The 18,091-nt window shown below is 62.4% G+C and carries 20 protein-coding genes; 9 read left to right on the top strand and 11 right to left on the bottom strand.

The window, feature by feature from the left end; translation table 11 throughout:
• Positions 1–6: 6 nt before the first annotated feature.
• The 4 genes from ENJ54_08220 to ENJ54_08205 are packed head-to-tail and all read right to left on the bottom strand — an operon-like array spanning position 7 to position 2,984.
• Positions 7–285, bottom strand: coding sequence for a hypothetical protein (locus tag ENJ54_08220; protein HFC09814.1), 279 nt, complete (start codon positions 283–285; stop codon positions 7–9).
• Entirely contained in the window at positions 285–2,489 is a 2,205-nt protein-coding gene (feoB, locus tag ENJ54_08215; GenBank protein HFC09813.1) for a ferrous iron transport protein B, read from the bottom strand. The genes ENJ54_08220 and feoB overlap by 1 nt, the downstream gene beginning before the upstream one ends.
• Positions 2,486–2,746: a ferrous iron transport protein A gene (locus ENJ54_08210; GenBank protein ID HFC09812.1), complete on the bottom strand. Its 261-nt coding sequence runs from the start codon at positions 2,744–2,746 to the stop codon at positions 2,486–2,488. The genes feoB and ENJ54_08210 overlap by 4 nt, the downstream gene beginning before the upstream one ends.
• The gene (locus tag ENJ54_08205) at positions 2,736–2,984 is read right to left on the bottom strand and encodes a ferrous iron transport protein A (protein ID HFC09811.1); all 249 of its coding nucleotides are present in this window, start codon (positions 2,982–2,984) and stop codon (positions 2,736–2,738) included. The genes ENJ54_08210 and ENJ54_08205 overlap by 11 nt, the downstream gene beginning before the upstream one ends.
• Positions 2,985–3,179: 195 nt before the next feature.
• Here ENJ54_08205 and ENJ54_08200 point away from each other — a divergent pair, with 195 nt between their 5' ends.
• Entirely contained in the window at positions 3,180–3,614 is a 435-nt protein-coding gene (locus ENJ54_08200; GenBank protein HFC09810.1) for a hypothetical protein, read from the top strand.
• Between the two features lie 4 nt (positions 3,615–3,618).
• Here ENJ54_08200 and ENJ54_08195 read toward each other — a convergent pair whose 3' ends face one another.
• Positions 3,619–4,335 carry a sulfite exporter TauE/SafE family protein gene (locus ENJ54_08195; GenBank protein HFC09809.1) on the bottom strand — a complete coding sequence of 239 codons (717 nt, stop codon included), beginning with the start codon at positions 4,333–4,335 and terminating at the stop codon, positions 3,619–3,621.
• Positions 4,332–5,417: a [LysW]-lysine hydrolase gene (locus tag ENJ54_08190; GenBank protein ID HFC09808.1), complete on the bottom strand. Its 1,086-nt coding sequence runs from the start codon at positions 5,415–5,417 to the stop codon at positions 4,332–4,334. Before ENJ54_08190 ends, ENJ54_08195 begins: the two co-directional genes overlap by 4 nt.
• A 454-nt stretch (positions 5,418–5,871) precedes the next feature.
• Between ENJ54_08190 and mnmA the strand changes: the two genes are divergently transcribed.
• From mnmA to sucD, 4 genes are all read left to right on the top strand, one after another.
• A complete protein-coding gene (mnmA, locus tag ENJ54_08185) occupies positions 5,872–6,957 on the top strand; it encodes a tRNA 2-thiouridine(34) synthase MnmA (GenBank protein ID HFC09807.1) in 1,086 nt (361 codons plus the stop codon).
• Between the two features lie 49 nt (positions 6,958–7,006).
• Complete coding sequence (locus ENJ54_08180) at positions 7,007–7,276, top strand: hypothetical protein (GenBank protein HFC09806.1); 270 nt, start codon at positions 7,007–7,009, stop codon at positions 7,274–7,276.
• 100 nt (positions 7,277–7,376) lie between these two features.
• Positions 7,377–8,519: an ADP-forming succinate--CoA ligase subunit beta gene (locus ENJ54_08175; protein ID HFC09805.1), complete on the top strand. Its 1,143-nt coding sequence runs from the start codon at positions 7,377–7,379 to the stop codon at positions 8,517–8,519.
• Entirely contained in the window at positions 8,516–9,385 is an 870-nt protein-coding gene (gene sucD / locus ENJ54_08170; GenBank protein ID HFC09804.1) for a succinate--CoA ligase subunit alpha, read from the top strand. The genes ENJ54_08175 and sucD overlap by 4 nt, the downstream gene beginning before the upstream one ends.
• Before the next feature lie 134 nt (positions 9,386–9,519).
• Here sucD and ENJ54_08165 read toward each other — a convergent pair whose 3' ends face one another.
• A complete protein-coding gene (locus ENJ54_08165; GenBank protein ID HFC09803.1) occupies positions 9,520–9,948 on the bottom strand; it encodes a hypothetical protein in 429 nt (142 codons plus the stop codon).
• A 129-nt stretch (positions 9,949–10,077) separates the two neighbouring features.
• Positions 10,078–10,317: an acyl carrier protein gene (gene acpP, locus ENJ54_08160; protein ID HFC09802.1), complete on the bottom strand. Its 240-nt coding sequence runs from the start codon at positions 10,315–10,317 to the stop codon at positions 10,078–10,080.
• 124 nt (positions 10,318–10,441) lie between these two features.
• Between acpP and ENJ54_08155 the strand changes: the two genes are divergently transcribed.
• The 4 genes from ENJ54_08155 to ENJ54_08140 all read left to right on the top strand — a co-directional run bounded on the left by ENJ54_08155 (position 10,442) and on the right by ENJ54_08140 (position 14,835).
• The gene (locus tag ENJ54_08155) at positions 10,442–11,473 is read left to right on the top strand and encodes a type 2 isopentenyl-diphosphate Delta-isomerase (protein HFC09801.1); all 1,032 of its coding nucleotides are present in this window, start codon (positions 10,442–10,444) and stop codon (positions 11,471–11,473) included.
• Between the two features lie 15 nt (positions 11,474–11,488).
• Positions 11,489–12,517 (top strand): polyprenyl synthetase family protein, encoded by a 1,029-nt coding sequence (locus tag ENJ54_08150; GenBank protein HFC09800.1) that lies wholly within the window; start codon positions 11,489–11,491, stop codon positions 12,515–12,517.
• Between the two features lie 208 nt (positions 12,518–12,725).
• Positions 12,726–13,097 carry a hypothetical protein gene (locus ENJ54_08145; protein ID HFC09799.1) on the top strand — a complete coding sequence of 124 codons (372 nt, stop codon included), beginning with the start codon at positions 12,726–12,728 and terminating at the stop codon, positions 13,095–13,097.
• Positions 13,098–13,224: 127 nt separating this feature from the next.
• Complete coding sequence (locus ENJ54_08140; protein ID HFC09798.1) at positions 13,225–14,835, top strand: CTP synthase; 1,611 nt, start codon at positions 13,225–13,227, stop codon at positions 14,833–14,835.
• A gap of 45 nt (positions 14,836–14,880) precedes the next feature.
• Here the strand turns inward: ENJ54_08140 and ENJ54_08135 are convergent, their stop codons facing one another.
• The 3 genes from ENJ54_08135 to ENJ54_08125 form a co-directional block, all read right to left on the bottom strand.
• The gene (locus ENJ54_08135) at positions 14,881–15,441 is read right to left on the bottom strand and encodes a hypothetical protein (GenBank protein ID HFC09797.1); all 561 of its coding nucleotides are present in this window, start codon (positions 15,439–15,441) and stop codon (positions 14,881–14,883) included.
• Between the two features lie 26 nt (positions 15,442–15,467).
• Complete coding sequence (locus ENJ54_08130) at positions 15,468–17,279, bottom strand: ABC transporter ATP-binding protein (GenBank protein HFC09796.1); 1,812 nt, start codon at positions 17,277–17,279, stop codon at positions 15,468–15,470.
• A 413-nt stretch (positions 17,280–17,692) separates the two neighbouring features.
• Positions 17,693–18,085 carry a hypothetical protein gene (locus tag ENJ54_08125; protein ID HFC09795.1) on the bottom strand — a complete coding sequence of 131 codons (393 nt, stop codon included), beginning with the start codon at positions 18,083–18,085 and terminating at the stop codon, positions 17,693–17,695.
• Positions 18,086–18,091: the final 6 nt, after the last annotated feature.

Below are 18,091 nucleotides of genomic sequence, written 5' to 3'. Positions count from 1 at the left end.
TGTGGTTTATTTCGAGGAGGCAGGGCTTTTGAGAATGTAGCCTTCCTGCTTGTGGCTCACCCCGCGAGTGCAAACTTTGTTTAGCGGGCACGCGGCGCAGCCTTCCCCCTCTACCGAGCAGCCGGTGCTGGCAACTTTTTCGACCTTGCCTTCCCAGGCCAGTACTTCCAACATCTGGCGCACTTCGTCGGTATCGGTGCCCAGGGCAGCAGCCAGCCCGGCCAGGGAAACCTCGTCTCCCTGGCGCTCGGCTTCCTGCAGCAAGCGGTAGAGGCGCAACAGCATCAGCCTACCCCCAATAAGCGGCCCGCCTGGAAGACGGCGGTTGCCAGCAGCCAGGCGGTGGTTAGCCCCAGCCCCACCGAGAAGAGCGCCCACTGCCAGCCGTATTCCTGCGCTTGGGCTGCCACCGTGGCCATGCAAGGCGTGTAGAGCAGCACATAGACGAGGAAGGCCAGGGCGCTCAGGGGCGTGAAGGCTTTGTGTAGCGCACGGCTGAGTTCGGTCTGGTTGCCTTCATCGCCCGACGCTGCCGGGAAGAGGTGGACGCCAGGGGTCAGGCTGTCGAGCAGGGCTTTGGCGGCTTTCCACGAGGCTTCCCCAAAGCCGACCACGATGGTCTTGGCGTCTTCCAGCGGATGGAGGGTAGGCGGCTCTTGGGAGCGCTTGGCCTCTTGCTCGCCGATGTAGATTTGCGACATGGTGGAAATGACCACTTCTTTTGCCACGAAGCCGGAAATCAGCGCCCCCGCGGCCTGCCAGGTGCCAAAGCCCGCCGGTTCGTAAATGGGCGCCAGCGCATGGCTGACTTTGCCGAAGTAACTGTCGCCTGGGTTTTGCACGCCCCACGGCAGGTTGAGCAGGAACCACAGCAGAATGGCAATGCTCAGAATCACGGTGCCCGCTTTGCGGATGAATTCGGAAGTGTGCTCCCAGGTGTGCAGCCACAGCCCTTGCCAGGTAGGCAGGCGATAGCGGGGAAGTTCCAGAACGAACACGCTTTTGTGGACGTCGGGGAACACCAGCAGGGAAAGTGCCCAGCCTGCCAGGGCTGCCACTACGATGCCTACCAGGTACAGGCTCCACACCACCAGGCCGGCATCTTTGCCGAAAAAGGCCATGCCGAAGACCACATAGACTGGCAGGCGCGCGGAGCACGACATGAAGGGAATTAGCAGCCCAGTGAGCACCCGCGCAGCGCGGTTTTCGATGGTGCGGGTGGCATACACGGCGGGCACATTGCAGCCGAAGCCCAAAATCATGGGGATGAAAGCCCGCCCGTTGAGTCCCAGGAAAGCCATGGCCTTATCCATGACAAAGGCCGCGCGAGCCAGGTAGCCGCTGTCTTCCATGAAGGCCAGGGCGAAAAACATCACCATCAGGCTGGGAATGAACGTCAGCACGCTGCCGACGCCCGCGATGGCGCCATCGACGATGAGCGAGACCAGCCACTGGGGAGCGTGGAGCGCCAGCAGCCCGGCCAGGGTCCAGGTGGTGATGGGGCCGCTGATGATGCTGTCGATCCAATCCATGAAAGGCGCCGATACATTCTGCACCAGGCTGAACATCAGGTACATGAAGAAGAGGAAGAGCGGGATGCCCAGCCAGCGATTGGTGACAATTTGGTCAATACGGTCGGAGAGGGTGCGGGGCGGATGTTTGGGCAGGGTGAGCACCTGCCGCGCCAGGCCGCGCACAAAAGCATAGCGGGCATCGGCCAGGGCGATGTCTACGTCTTCGCCATAGACCCTTTGCAGTTTGTGCATGACTTTGGGCAGCAACGTCAGCACGGCGTCACCGCCGGGGGCGTTCTGCACGACCCGCTGGGCTTGTTCGTCGCCTTCGATGAGTTTGACGGCCAGCCAGCGCGGGCGGTAGCCTTGCAGGTCGGGAAGGGTTTCCAGCGCCTCGGTGAGACGGCGCACGGCTTTTTCCAGTTCGTGGTCATATTGCAACACGTCGGGCGGCGGGGTGTGGAATTCGGGCGCTTCGGCAGCATGGTGAATTTGTTCGCGCAGCGCCTCGATGCCAATTTCCTTGCTCGCCACTGCGGTGAGCACCGGCACGCCGACCAGTTGGGCAAACTTTCCGATGTCGATTTTGTAGCCCAATTGTTCGGCCACATCGGCCATGTTGAGTACAATGATCATCGGCGCCCCGATTTCCAGCAGTTGTGCCGTGAGGTAGAGGTTGCGCTCCAGGTTCGAGGCGTCGACGACGTTGACCACGACGTCGGGGTGTTCCTCGGTGATGAACTCTTGAGCAATGCGCTCTTCGGGCGAATAGGCCGAAAGGCTGTAAGTGCCCGGCAGGTCGACGATTTCCACCACCAGGTCACGATAGCGGTAGAAGCCTTCTTTTTTTTCGACCGTTTTGCCCGGCCAGTTGCCGACGTGCTGGTGCGCGCCGGTTAGCGCGTTGAAAACCGTGCTTTTGCCAGCGTTGGGGTTGCCTGCAAGGGCAACCCGCAGGCGGCGAGAGGTGGTCATCGTGCGGGTTCTCCTTGCGGGGCGGTTTCGGTGACCAGAATTTTGTGGGCCATGCCGCGCCCCAAAGCGAGGCGCGTTTCGCCAACGGCCAGCAGCAATGGCCCGCCGTTATCGCGTAACACCTGCACCGTGTTGCCGGGCAACAGCCCCAGCCCGGCGAGGCGCTCTTTCAGGTGACGCCCGGCGCGCACTTCAACGATGCGGGCTGGCCGCCCAGGTGGCAGCATGGTGAGGGGCAGTACGGGTTCAGGGCTCATGGGCGCGCTCCGCCTCGGCGATTTCGACGATGATGTCGGCGGCATCTTTCCGCCGGAGCGAGAGGTGAGAGCCTTTGACCGTATACTCCACCGGGTCGCCCAGGGGCGCGACCCGTTCCACATACACGATTTCCCCCCGCACCAGTCCCATATCCAGCAGGCGGCGGCGCAGTGGCCCGCTGGTGCGAATCGCAGTAATCACGCCTTTTTGGCCCGGCGTGAGGGCGCTCAGGGGCACTTGCCTGGTGGTCGTGGCGGCCACGATGTCCTCCGAAACGACAGGTTTATCGGGGCGCGCGGGCCCCGCTGTAGGTTGCTTAGCCCGAATGGGCGAATAAATTATACCATAATCATAAAAATTCACGGGCGGTGGCTTCCCCGCCCGCGGCTTTCCGATTATAATTCCGCTTGCATTTCTTCACAAGGAGCGCCAATGAGTCGCGTCATTCAGACCGACGGCGTGGGCAAGCGCCGTCGGCGTTTGTTACAGATGTTAGGGGCGGCTTTGCGGGAATTGATGACCCAAACCCGCCCCGATGCCCGCACCCTCGATTTGGCGGCATTCATCGCCGAGTTGCTGGGCGCACTGGCCGATCTGGTGGAAGAGACTACCGTTCCGTGGGAAAAGCGCGGCTATTGGGTGAAGGCCGACCGCTTTCGTATGGAATGGCGTTGGGCAGCGCAGTTGCAGCGCGCCATGCAGGAAGCCGTGCTGGCACAGGATTGGGATGAGATCGCGCAGGTAGCGGCCCAGGTGTTTGCGCATGTGGGGCATATCAATGTGCCCAAACGCCTGAAACTGGAAGGCGCCTGGGAGGGGGCCTATCAGCGGTTGGTGGCTGCCCGTGGCACTCGGGCAGAAGGATAACTTTTCACCACAACATTTTCAGCCCCAGCAGCACCAGGGCGACCAACACCACCTTGCGAAAGCGTGCCGGCGGTAGGAAAGCAGCCGCCCGGTGGCCTGCCCACAGGCCCAGGGCAAGGGCAGGCACCGCGGCGGCGGCCTGGGCCCACGTGGCTGCGCCAATATCGCCCGCCAGAAGGTGCGCGCCAAAGACCATGCTGCTGCTCGCGAGGAAGAAGGCCTGCAGGTTGGCTTTGAAAGCCTGGGGCGGCCAACCGCGCGCGTGACCGTAAAGGATGACCGGCGGCCCTGAGGTGTTGTAAGCGCCGCCCAACGCCCCTGCAGCCAACCCGGCCGCCCAGCCCCACCCCGCGCGCTGCAGGCTGGGAAGGGGCTTCCCGCTGAGGGCATACAGGCCATAGGCCGCAAGCAGCGCCCCCAGGCCGTGCAGCAGCCAGGCTTCCGGCAACTGCCGTAGCAGCACAACCCCCAGCGGCACACCAATCCACGAAGCCAAAATCAGGCGTCGCACCGGCTGCCAGCGCAAATGGGCGCGATGCTGCCACAAGATGACGACTTCCACCCCCAGGCTCACTACTGCAACCAGCGCCGTGGCTTGCGGCAGGCTCATAACCATGCTCAGCAAGGGCATGGAAACCAGCGCCAGCCCAAAGCCGGTCAGGCTTTGCGTAAAGGCGGCCAGCGCCAGAATCATGGCTGTGGCGATCAATGTGGTGTTCATGAGGCGGGCGATGTAAGGCGCGTCAGCACGCCGGTGAGCACGGCCACGGCTTTGCGGTAATCTTCCAGGGGCAGATGTTCGTGCGGTGTGTGGTCAAGGCTGCTATCGCCCGGCCCGTAGGCCACGGCCGGGCAGCCCCATACCGGCGCAACGATGTTCAGGTCGGCGGTGCCGGTTTTGACTACGAAGCCGGGCTTGCCGCCGGCCGCGCGAATGGCCCCCAGGAAGGCCCGCGTCAGCGGCGTGCGTTTCTCGCCCCGGTAGGCGGCAATGGCATACCCTTGCGGCGTCACTTGCCCCTGCGGGTCGAGGCGGGTCAGCAGGTCATACCATGCCTGGGGGGCAATGTCGGGGGGTAACCGACAGCCGAGATGCAGTTCAGCCCACTCGGTGAAGCCATCGTCGCCGGAGGTCAGCCCTCGCAGCGAAGGCTGCAAGCGGTCGAAAGCGCGAGGACGGTCGGTGTTTCGGGCAGTCACTTCGGCGCTCAGGCGCTGCCACCACGCACAGGCCATTTCGGGGGCGCTGGTTTCCGCGGAAGCGGTATGGCTCAAAGGGCGCTCGAAGCGCACTACCGCCCGCGCGCTGCCTTTGTAGCCCAACGTCACCCGTTGCCAGCTGCTCGGCTCGCCGATGATGGCGTACTCGGGGTGATAGTCAGCCTGCTGCGCCACGAAGCGCGCCCCCACCGACTCCCGTTCCTCGTCGACCGCGCCGATGACGATGATTTGCCAGCCTGCTTGCGGCCCCGCGGCGGCTGCTGCGTCGGTGAAGGCTGCCAGCGGCCCTTTCGCGTCCACGCTGCCACGGCCAAAGAGTACCTCGCCCTCGTCGGGTAAGGTTTCGACCCGCGCAGGGATTTTGCCGGGCACGGTATCGATATGCCCCAGCAAGATGATTTGGCGGGGCCCATCGCCTATCACACCGATGGCGTTGCCTGCTTCGTCGCGGAACGCCTTCGTATAGCCAAGTTCCTGGAAACGGGTGAGCAAAGCGTCCACCGCGGCGGTTTCCTGCCCGCTGGGGGAATAGTGGCTGACCAGCGTCCAGAGGGTTTTCAGATCGGTGGGGTAGGGGAGCATGCTCTCTCCTTTCTTGAAGCGCGAGATACTCAACCATACCACAAAATGGGCGGGTTGTTGCACTTTTGCGCAGTGATGGGGCACTCACGAGTTGTAGAAAGTTCCAAGAGGATCTCACCCCACCCCCGCCGCCTGCGGCGTCACCCCCTCCCCTCCCTTGCTCAAGGGAGGGGAGGGGGCTGGCTGAGGCTTGCCCAAAGCATGAGTGCAGGGCAAGCCTCAGCGGGGGGGAGGGGTGAGATTTCCCAACAAGCTGCTATGAAAGTAGGTCGTGCTGTACTCCCTTGGTGAGCCTGTAGGCAAGCGATTCATGGCGAAATGCTCACCGTTGGAGCCATGAGCACCTTTTCACAACATTTGAGTGCTCCTCGCGGTGAGGGAGCACACCCGCAGGTGGGGAAGGCCTCTTGCGGGGAATGCGCCTTTTGCGCGGAAAGCACGTTACAATTTCAGCATGACCACGTTACCGACTGTAGCCGTTGCCATGAGCGGCGGCGTAGATAGTTCCGTCGCTGCCGCCTTGCTGCGCGCTGAAGGCTACCGCGTTTTTGGCGTGATGTTGCGGCTGTGGACCGAGCCGGGGCGGGAGGCTGAAAACCGTTGCTGTACTATCGAAGCCACCGATTTGGCCCGCCATATCGCCCGCCAGTTGGATATTCCTTTTCACCTGATCGATGCCCGGCAGGCCTTCCGGGAAACGGTGGTGCAATATTTTTTGGAAGGCTATACCGGCGGCGTCACGCCGAACCCCTGCCTGGTGTGCAATCGGGAAATCCGTTGGGGTTTGTTGTGGCAGCATGCGCAGGCCCTGGGGGCCGATTGGATGGCAACCGGCCATTATGCCCGCCTGGAACGGGATGCTGCCGGTGACGTCCATTTGCTTCGGGGCGTGGATGCGGGCAAAGATCAGTCGTATGTCCTCAGTCGCCTGACGCAAGCGCAACTGCGGCACACTTTGTTGCCCATTGGCGCTTACACGAAAGACAAGGTGCGCCAGATGGCGCGCGCCTTCCACCTGCCGGTGGCGAACCGCCCCGATAGCCAGGATTTGTGCTTTCTGGCAGGGGGTGATTATCGCGACTTCCTGCGACGGCATGCGCCTGAGGTCGAGCGCCCCGGCCCCATTTACGACACCGCCGGTCGGCAACTGGGCACCCATCGCGGGCTGGCTTTCTACACCATCGGACAGCGCAAAGGGCTGGGCCTGGCCGCGCCTCACCCGCTTTATGTGATTGCCAAAGATGCTGCACGCAATGCCCTCATCGTGGGCCCGCGGGAAGCCCGGGGCCAGCGCATTCTTGAAGCCGCCGAAGCCAACTGGATTGTGCCCCCGCCGCAAAAGACCTTCCGGGCGCAGGTCCAAATTCGAGCGACCGCTCGTCCCCAACCGGCACAGGTTACGCCTCAGGCTGAGGGGCGTTTCCGGGTGGTTTTCGACCACCCCCAGCGCGACATTACCCCCGGCCAGGCTGCCGCCGTTTATGTGGGCGAGGAATGCCTGGGCAGTGGCATCATCATCCGAGCCGCCGAGAGTGAGTAATTGAAGAGCCTTGCAAGCCCTTCCCCGTCCGTGGTTTGAGGAGAGAACAATGACCTTCCCGGCGTTTCTTTTTGGCACGTTGCTGGCGTTGCTTTATGGTGCAGTCTTTCACCTTTGGAAAAACGGTGGCCCCTTCCGTCTGCTGGCCGACCTGGCATTGGGGTGGGTAGGCTTCTGGAGCGGGCATCTGTTGGCTTCCTTCCTGGGGTGGCGGTGGGACTTGGTGGGGGTGTTGCATTTCTGGGTAGGCACCGCGGCTGCCGCGGCTTTCCTCCTGGCAGGGCATTTCCTCAGCCAGCCGCCGCAATCATCACACTAATTACACTAATAAGACTAATCCGACCAAATGCGAAAACAGTGGTATAATACCGCTGTTCCAACCCAACCCTGGGCTACGGCCCGAAAACCGGGGAGCTTTTATGAAACTACACGAGTACCAATCCAAGCAAATTTTTGCGAAGTATGGCGTCCCCATTCCGAAGGGGCGCGTCGCGGCCACGGCTGCAGAAGCGCGAGAGATTGCTGCAGAACTGGGTGGCCGCGTCGTCGTTAAGGCGCAGGTGCTGGTGGGCGGTCGCGGCAAGGCCGGCGGCATCAAACTCGCCAACAGCCCTGAAGAAGCCGAAGCCCATGCCACGGCCATCCTTTCCATGAAATTGAAGGGCCTGCCGGTGCGCAAAGTGCTGGTGGACGAGGCCGCCCACATCGCCAAGGAAATTTACCTCGGCATCACCAACGACCGGGCAGCCCGCAAGCCGGTGATGATGGCTTCCGCCGAGGGCGGTGTGGAAATTGAGGAAGTTGCCCGCAAGACCCCCGAGAAGATCATCAAAATTCACATTGACCCGTTGTTGGGGCTGCGCGGTTACCAGACGCGCGACCTGGCCCTGGGCATTGACCTGCCGAAAGAATACTGGAAGGATTTCAGCAAGGTGTGCTTTGGCCTTTGGGAAGCCTACCAGAAGAGCGACGCCACCCTGGCCGAAATCAACCCGCTGGTTGTGACCGAGGAAGGCAAGGTGCTGGCGGTGGATGGGAAGATGATTGTGGACGACAACGCGCTCTTCCGCCACCCCGACATTGCCGAAATGCGCGACCTGGATGTGGAAGCCCCCGAAGAGGTGGAAGCGCGCAAGTATGGGCTTTCCTACATCAAACTGGAAGGCGACATCGGCTGCATGGTCAACGGCGCGGGTCTGGCGATGACCACGATGGACGTCATCAAACTCTATGGTGGCGAACCGGCCAACTTCCTGGATATTGGTGGCGGTGCGAATGCCGAGAAAGTCGCGGCGGCTTTCCGCATCATCCTCTCCGAGCCGAATGTCAAGGCTGTGCTCATCAACATCTTCGGCGGCATCACCCGCGGGGATGAGGTGGCGAAAGGCATTCTGGCCGCGATGGAAGAGGTCAAGCCCGAAGTCCCGATGGTCGCCCGGATTGTGGGCACCAACGCCGAAGAAGGGCGGCGCCTGTTGGCAAACGCCAACATGATTACCGCTGACACCCTGGTTGAAGCGGCCCAAAAAGCCGTGGCAGCCGCGAAGGGAGGTGCCCAATGAGCATCTTAGTGAACAAAGACACCCGCCTGGTCGTGCAGGGCATTACCGGCCGTGAAGGCATGTTCCACACCACCCAGATGGTGGCCTATGGCACCAACGTGGTCGCCGGCGTGACCCCTGGCAAGGGCGGCCAATGGGTGCTCGATGACAAGATCCCGGTGTTCGACACCGTCAAAGCCGCGGTGGAAACCACCGGCGCAAACACCAGCGTGATTTTCGTGCCTGCTCGCTTTGCCGCCGACGCGATTTTCGAGGCCGCCGACGCAGGCGTGGAACTCATCGTGTGCATTACCGAAGGCATCCCGGTGCAGGATATGATGCGCGTGCGGGCTTACCTTGACCAGAAAGGCTCGCGCCTGGTCGGCCCGAACTGCCCTGGTTTGCTGACCCCCGGTGAAGCCAAAGTGGGCATCATCCCCGGTAGCATTGCCATTCCGGGCAACGTGGGTGTGGTTTCTCGCTCGGGCACGCTGACCTATGAGGTGCTTTACGCCATGAAGCAGTTGGGCATCGGTGCCAGCACCACTGTGGGCATCGGCGGCGACCCGGTCAACGGCACCAGTTTCCTCGATACGCTGAAGATGTTTGAAGAAGACCCGCAGACCGAGAAAGTGGTGCTCATCGGCGAGATTGGCGGCACCGACGAGCAGAAGGCCGCGCAATACATCGCCGATCACATGACCAAACCAGTGGTGGCCTTCATCGCCGGGCAGACGGCGCCTCCGGGCAAGCGCATGGGGCATGCGGGCGCCATTGTGGAAGGCGGCGAAGGCACGGCGGCTGAGAAAGTGGAAGCCCTCGAAGCCGCGGGCGTGAAAGTTGCCAAGCACCCCGAAGAGATTGCCCACATTCTCAAGAGCCTGTAACCCCCGGCGCAGGCTCAGGAAATGCAACATCCCCTTGCGACCCGCAAGGGGATGTTTTTGTCGCTCTAAAGGTTTGGGGAACGTGACCGCTCGTAGGGCGTCGCGCCACCCTTGGGTTGGGTGAGCCGGGGAATTCACGGCCTGGCAACCGAAATTGCCACGGTCACGAAGTGCCCTCGTACGTCGTAGCGCAGGCTGAGCACCACCCGGTCGCCCGCGGGTTTGGCGCGTGCCAGTTTTGCCACGTAGCCCACCACAGTGTCTTGGGCGGCGGTTTGCTGCCACCCGTAGCGCGGCAGCACCTCTTGGTAATAATCCAGCACTTCCCCCAAGAGTGCCTTGACGCGATACACCACCAGCGTGCCGGCTTTCTGCACCTGCACGTCGTAAGCCCCCGGCATCAGAGGCACGTCTTCCGGCACGCCCGCGAGGTGTGGCGGGGGAGGCAACGGGGAAGGCGTCGGCGTGGCTGCAACCGGCACTGGCGACGCCGTGGCCGGCGGCTTCCCGCAACCGGCTGCTACCGCCATGCTCAGCATGCCCAGCCACACCCACCAGCGCATGTTTGCACCTCGCGAAAAACAAAGCGGGCTTTGGCAAACGCTTCTGTCAAAACCCGCCTGAAGTTTGTTGACAAACCGACGCGCGACGCCCCGGTTCGGTTGACACTTTCGATGGCCCTGTAAGCGTTATTACAGGCGCTCTTCGATATATTTCACCGCTTCGCCCACCGTGGTGATGCTCTGCGCATCCTCATCGGGAATTTCGGCATCGAACTTGTCTTCCAGCGCCATGATCAATTCCACCAGGTCGAGCGAGTCGGCTTCCAGATCTTCCCGAAAACGCGCGTCCATCGTGACTTTCTCGGGGTCGACGCCTAACAGGTCGACAATGATTTCTTTGACCTCTTCATAGACGTTCACGTCCGCCATGTTATGCCTCCTGAGAAAAGTGGTAAAGCCTTGCTAATTGTAACCCGCCTCGGCGGCCTGCGCAAGGCCGTTGACAACCCATTGGCGGGCTGGTAAGATAACTCAAAGCAGGGAACACCCCACCATGAAAAAAGTTACGCCCATCGGACAACGTAAAGCCGACCACATCCGCATCAATCTGGAAGAAGACGTCCGCTCGGGCTTGAGCACCGGGCTGGAGAAGTATCGCTTTATCCATCAGGCGTTGCCGGAACTGGATCTGGGAGCCATTGACACCCGCCTGAGATTGTTTGGGCGGCTGCTGCAAGCGCCGGTGTTGATTTCTTCCATGACCGGCGGCACGGCCGAGGCGGCGCGCATCAACCGCAACCTGGCACGTGCAGCCCAGATGCACGGCGTGGCATTGGGGGTGGGGTCCCAGCGGGCGGCGCTGGAACACCCGGCCCTGGCAGCCACTTTTCAGGTGCGGCAGGAAGCCCCCGATATCCTCCTTTTCGCGAACCTGGGCGCGGTGCAACTCAATTATGGCTATACCGTGGAGCATTGCCGTCGTGCGGTGGCCATGATTGAGGCCGACGCTCTCATTTTACACCTCAACCCGTTGCAGGAAGCCTTGCAACCCGAAGGTGACACCCGTTTTTCGGGGCTGGTGGCAAAAATCGAAAAGGTGTGCCGTGCCCTGGAAGTGCCCGTGGTGGTCAAGGAAGTGGGGTGGGGCATTTCTGAACAGGCGGCGCGCATGCTGGCCGATGCTGGCGTCGCGGCAATCGACGTGGCGGGGGCGGGCGGCACTTCGTGGAGCCAGGTCGAAATGCACCGGGCAGCGACGACCATGCAACGCCGGCTGGCTGCGGCATTCGTCGATTGGGGCATTCCGACGGCGGAATCCATTCTGGCCGTGCGGCGTGCGGCACCGGGGCTGCCGGTGTTTGCCTCGGGTGGGTTGCATAGCGGCATTGATATTGCCAAAAGCCTTGCCCTGGGCGCGACCTTGGGCGGCATGGCCGGGCGGCTGCTGGCGGCTGCGACCGAATCGGCCGAAGCCGCTGCCGAAGCCCTGCAACTTATCATTCAGGAACTGCGCGTGGCGATGTTTGCCGCCGGCGCTGCCAATCTGGAAGCCCTTCACCGCACACCGTTGCAACGCGTGCCCTGACCCTCTGGAGAAACCATGTCCATGCCCTTGCCCTTGCGTGCCTATCAAGAAAGCATGTTGCCTGCCGTAGAAGAAGCGATGGAGGCCATCGTGGAACGCGCCCATTGCCAGGCCGATGATGGCCTCTACGAAATGCTGGCTTATCACCTGGGTTGGCAAGGGGAGGGTGCGGGGCCGGCGGCGCGTGGCAAACGGATTCGCCCTTTGCTGCTGCTGCTTACCGTTGAGGCGGCTGGCGGCCAGTGGCACCGCGCGGTGCCCGCTGCCGCGGCAGTGGAACTGTTGCACAACTTCTCGCTCATCCACGACGACATCGAAGACAACGGCGATACCCGCCGCGGCCGCCCCACCGTGTGGAAGCGTTGGGGGCTTCCCCTGGGCCTCAACAGCGGCGACGCACTTTTTACCCTCGCGAACATCGCCGTGCTGGAATTGCATCCCCCCATTGATGCCGAAACCACCCTGCAGGCTGCCCGCATTTTGCACCAGACAGCCCTTCACCTCACTAAAGGCCAGCACCTGGATATTTCGTATGAGGACCGGGCGACCGTGAGCATCGAGGCATATTGGCAGATGGTGGAAGGCAAAACCGCAGCCCTGCTCTCGGCCTGCACCGAATTGGGCGCGCTGCTGGCGGGTGCTTCCGACGAGCAGCGCCGCGCTTATCACGAATTTGGACGCATGTTGGGGCTGGCCTTCCAGGCGTGGGATGACTATCTGGGCATTTGGGGCGATGCGGCGCTGACCGGCAAATCGGTGACGGGCGACTTGATGGAACGCAAGAAAACCCTGCCGGTGCTTTACGGGCTGGAGCAGCAAGGGGCATTTGCCCGTGCATGGGCAGCCGGCAGCCCCCATGCCCCCGAAGAAGTGCCTGCCCTGGCCGCGGCGCTGGAAGCCGACGGCGCACGCGCTTACACCGAAGCCACGGCGGCCAGCCTGACCGGTGAGGCGCTGCAAGCCCTTGAAAAAGCCGCCCCTCAGGGCGCGGCTGGTGAAGCCCTGCGCCAGTTGGCACACCTGTTGCTTGAGCGCGCCCATTAGAGCCGCCCCGAAACGGCTTTCGAATTTGCATTTTTGGGGTACAATATAGCCACGAGGAGGGCGCAAAAAGCCTCCGGCCCCGCCGGGGCGCGGATGGTTTGCGCGGGGAAGCCTGTGGGCTTTCCCAGCGGCCGTGAGAGCGCTCGGTGGGCGGTGTTGGTGTATGGAGACAACCGCTACCTCTCACCCGTAACAAAGGAGAGAAAACATGGCACAAACACGCGCAGAGCAAATGGTTGCCCGCTTGCGAGCAATGCAGGCCGCGGTGCCCGATATCGAAGCGTCGGCTGTCGTTTCTGTGGATGGCCTGGTGATTGCCTCGGCGTTGCCAGCCGAAAGTGAAGAGGACCGCGTTTCAGCCATGTCGGCGGCAATGCTCAGCCTGGGCGAGCGCATTGCCAGTGAACTGGGCCGCGGCGCCATCGAGCAGGTTTACATCAAGGGCGATAACGGCTATGTGGTGCTCACCTCGGTTGGGGAAGAGGCCGTACTTACCGTGCTGGCGCGCAAGGAATCGAAACTCGGCCTGATTTTCCTGGAAATGCGGCGCGCGGCGGAAGACCTGCAGCAACTGGTCTGACCTTTTCTGCTCTGCTTTAACTTCATCGGGAGGACGCCGCAGCCCTTTCTCTTGCGGCCCCTCCCGCTTTCTTTGTATGGCGGCTGCCTGAGCCGCTGAATGTTCATTCCTCTCAGGAGGCTGCTTGGTGACCACCCAATACATTTTTGTGACCGGCGGTGTGTTGAGCTCCGTCGGGAAAGGCGTGACTGCTGCCGCCTTAGGCCGTGCCCTCAAAGAGCGCGGCTTTGCCGTTTCTGCGCAGAAACTCGACCCTTACATCAACGTCGACCCGGGCACCATGAGCCCTTACCAGCACGGCGAGGTGTATGTGCTGGACGACGGCGCTGAAACCGACCTCGACCTCGGCCACTATGAACGCTTCATGGATGTCAGCCTCAACCGTTACAGCAATGTCACCACCGGCCAGGTCTATGCTGAAGTGATTGCCAAGGAACGCCGCGGCGACTACCTCGGCGGCACGATCCAGGTTATTCCCCACATTACCAACGAAATCAAGCGCCGCATTGGACAGGTGGCGCAGACCACCGGCGCGGAAATCGTGATTGTGGAAGTCGGCGGCACGGTGGGCGATATTGAGTCGCTGCCGTTCATCGAAGCCTTGCGCCAGATGCGCGCCAACATTGGGCGGGAAAACACCCTTTTCATCCATGTCACCTGGCTGCCCTACATCAAAAGCACCGGTGAACTGAAAACCAAACCCACCCAACACTCGGTGCGGGAACTGCGTTCCCTGGGCATTCAGCCCGACATCATCGTGGCGCGTTCCGATTACCCCGTGCCCGAAAGTGTGATCGACAAGATTTCCCTTTTCACCGACGTCGAGCCGCGCGCCGTGGTGCCAATGGTGACCACCGACGTGCTCTACGAAGTGCCGCTGCTGGTTGAGGCCAGCGGAATGCCTGATTACGTCCTTGGCCGTTTGGGGTTAGAAGCCCGCCAAAAGCCTGACTGGGAAGCCTGGCAAAACCTGGTGGCCGAAGCCCGCCGCACCGACAAGCCCACCGTGCACATTGCCCTCGTGGGTAAATATGTGGAACTCCATGATGCCTACCTCAGCGTGCGGGAAGCCCTCTACCATGCCGGGCTGGCGTTGGGGTTGAATGTGGAAATCGCCTGGGTGCACTCTGCTGACCTGGAAAAAGAGCGTGGTTGGGAAGCCGTGCGGCAGGCCGACGGCATCCTCGTGCCCGGCGGCTTTGGCGACCGCGGCATCGAGGGCAAAATTCTCGCGGCCCGCTATGCCCGCGAGCACAAAGTGCCCTACTTTGGCCTTTGTTTGGGGATGCAACTGATGGTGGTGGAGTTCGCCCGCCATGTGCTGGGCGACGAAAGCGCCAATTCCACCGAGTTCGACCCGGGCACGCCGCACCCGGTCATTGACCTGATGCCCGACCAGCGCGGCATTGTGGATATGGGCGGCACCATGCGGCTGGGGCTTTACCCCTGCGTGGTACAACCCGGCACCCACGCGGCTGCGGCCTATCAGCAGCCTGAAGTGCAGGAACGCCATCGGCACCGTTTTGAATTCAACAATGCTTATCGGGAAAAATTAGGCGCCGCGGGCATGGTGTTTTCCGGCCTTTCCCCCGACGGTCGTTTGGTAGAAATTGCCGAACTGCGCGAGCATCCTTTCATGTTGGGCACGCAGTTCCACCCGGAATTCCTCTCGCGGCCCAACCGCCCGCACCCGCTGTTTGTGGCTTTCCTGAAAGCCGCCCGCGAGCATCGCGCCTGACACCGCAACACCCGACACCGGAACGCGGGGGCATCGGCTGCCTGCCTACGGTGTCGGGGTTGCTTTGGGTTCCGTCACGACGATTTGCATGTAAATCGGGTCGCCGAAAGGCCGCCCCTGGGGGTCGACCGCCTGCCAGGTGGAAAAATACTGACCGGCCTTTGGGGGTGCGGTAAAGAGAATGCGGATGGTGGCTTCGGTGCCTGCCCGAGCCGGGAAAAGCGCCATTTCTTCGGGCGCACCTAATGCCTGCCCGGCGATGTGCCGCAGGCGGTAGCGGCCATCCCAGTTGCAGGTACCGGCGTTGCGCACCCGCCAGCGTTTGTCGATGGTCTGGCCTGCCTGCACGACTGTGCCGTCGGGGATGGTCTCGTCGGCGACGAAAGCGAGGTTGTTGGTGCAGGTCGGCGCGGTCGTGGGTTGGGGGGCGCGCACGGCAGCAGGCGTGGAAGTGGGCTGCGGCGTTTTTGCACCGGCTATCGGCGAGGCCACCGGCGGGACGAAGGCAGTCTCTGCCCCCGCGCCGGAAGGCTGGCCCAGCGTACAGCCGGCCAGCAAGAAGAGGGGCAGGAAGAGCCAAAACACACGACGCACAGGACACCTCATCAGGGGCGACGGCCCGATTTTGGCCGTTACCGCAGCATTTGCCCGGCGGCTTCCACATAAGCCAGGCTTTGGTGGCGGAAGTAGGTGTTATACAACTCGGCGTAATGCCCGCCGCGGGCCAGCAACGCTTCGTGGTTGCCTTCTTCGATAATCTGTCCTTCTCGCAACACGATGATGCGGTCGGCCGCCCGCACGGTGGAAAGCCGGTGGGCAATCAGAATGCTGGTCGTATCGCGCAGAATCAGATCCAGGGCTTCCTGAATTTGCGCTTCGGTGAAGGGGTCGATGCTGGCCGTGGCTTCGTCGAGGATGAAGATGGCCGGGCGTTGCACCAGCACCCGCATCAGCGCCACCAGTTGCCGCTGCCCCATGCTCAGGCGGGCGCCGCGCTCGCCGACCTCGGTGGCCAGCCCTTCGGGCAGGGTTTCCAGCCACTCGCCCTCGCCAATCTGCCGTGCCAGCGCGAGCACTTCGTCTTCGGTGGCTTCCGGGCGGGCATAGACGATGTTTTCCAACACCGTGCCGCTGAAAAGAAACGGCACCTGCGACACAATGCCTAACTGGCGGCGATATTGTTCCAGGTCGAGGGTGCGGATGTCGAGGCCGTCGATCAAGATGCGGCCGCGCTGGAATTCGTAGAAGCGCGCGATCAGTTTGGCAATGGAAGTCTTGCCCGCGCCGGTATGGCCGACCAGCGCCAGGCTTTCTCCGGCGCGGATGTGCAGGTTGAAGTCGGCCAGCACCTGCTCCTGCTCGCTGTAGCGGAACCAGACGTGCTCGAAACGGATGTCGCCTTTCAGTCGGGGCACAGGGCGGCTGTCCACCTGCTGCACGGCGGCTTCCACATCGATGAGGGCAAACACCCGCTCGGCTGCCGAAAGCCCGCTCTGAATTTGCGCCCAAAACGAGGAAAGGTTGAGCACCGGAAACCAGAAACGGTCCAGGCTGCTGAGAAAAAGATACCACGCCCCGGCGGTCACCATGCCTTTGACCGCGCTCATGCCGCCGACATAGACCAAAATGGCCGTGCCCACGCCGCCCAAAGCGTTCAGGGTGGGGAAGACCAACGAAAGCACGAAGCCGCGGCGCACATTGACCCGATAGGATTGCCGGTTGGCGTCGTCGAAGTCGGCGTAGATGCCCGCTTCCTGCCGGAAGTTCTTGGCGACGGCAATGCCGCTCACGGTTTCCTTGATGGCCGCGTTGACGTTGGCCATGGCCCGCATGCCTTCGCGGGTGACTTTGCGCGCCCAGCGCCGGAAGCCTAAGGCAACCCCGAAAAGCACCGGCAGGAAGGAAAACAGCAGCAGCGCAAGGTGCCACTCGGTGCGGATGAGCACCACGGCCAGAATGAGCGATTGCAGCACCTGCGAACTCAGGTCGGTGATGAGCACCACCACCTGGCCGAAGTCGCGCGTGTCGGAGGTGATGCGGGAAACCACCCGCCCCGAGGAAAACTCGTCGAAGAACGAAAGGTCGTGGGCCACCACCGCGCGGAAGGCGTCTTGCCGCAATTGGAGGACGATATCGGCCACGGTGGCGACGGTGAGGCGGCGGCGCACCCAGTTCGCGCCCCAGGTGACGATGCCGATGAGCAGCACCAGGCCGGTGAGCAGGGCGGCGGTGTTGAGGGAGAGGCTGGTCTTGAGGTCGTCCACGGCGCGGGCCACCAGCATTGGCAGCGCTGCCCCTGCCAGCGAAATGACGGCCACGGCCACCGTCACAGCCGCCAGCCGCCCGACGTAAGGGCGGAAGTAAGTCAGCATCCGCCGGAAAAGTTCCCGGTCGCTGTACTGGCGGTCGTAGCGTTCCTGGTCGAGGTTGGAGAAGAAACCCATTTGGCTCCCTTGAAAAACAACGGTGCGGAGATAACCGCAGATGACGCAGATTACCCAGAGAAAATCTGCGCCAATCGTAATTACCTACCTGGTGGCAAAACGCCTCTGGCGGCAGTTTTTCTTTGGAGTGCGGCGACGAGTCGCCGCTTTCCAAAACGGTGCCAAGGCACCGCACTCCAAAAAGCGCTTGCAAGTAACTGCCTACGGTGGGGTGCCCTCCATGCGTCTTGATGCGCTGTGCCTTTGCCATACCCCTCCCCTTGCTCCCCTCCCCGCATGCGGGGAGGGGATGGGGGTGGGGTCGACGCAGCGGCGGCGGTGCCAAAGAAAAACGCGGTGGGAACACATGCCGAGGGTTGCCATCATCGCGATCTGGGCAGGTAATTACCGCCAATCTGCGTAATCTGTAGTTTTTACCGGTGTCCGCGGAGCACCCGCTGCAGGTCGGGCGGCTCGAAGGTCGGCGGCTTGAGCACCTTGCCGTCTTCGCGGTAGATCACCCGCCCATCGGGGCCTATTTTGGTCATGTTGCTGCGGTGCACTTCGGCAAAGAGCGCCTCGGCCATATCCTGCAGGCCGTGGCTGATGAACGTCCCGAGGAGCACATAGAGCAGGTCGGTCAGGGCATCGGCCACGGCAACCAGATCCTCCGCGGCCAGCGCCTGCCGGTATTCCTCTAATTCCTCTTCCAGCAGGGCCAGGCGCACGGCGGCGACGTCTTCCGGCAGGTGGGCGGTGGGCTTTTCGGCGAAATAGACGCCCATCGTGCGATGGAATTCCAGCAGGGCTTCTAATTGGGCACGCATGGCAGT

Source organism: Chloroflexota bacterium (assembly GCA_011322445.1).
Classification (GTDB): domain Bacteria; phylum Chloroflexota; class Anaerolineae; order Anaerolineales; family DRMV01; genus DRMV01.
Note: the sequence above shows the minus strand (reverse complement) of the source record. Positions and strands in the feature narration are given on the sequence as shown.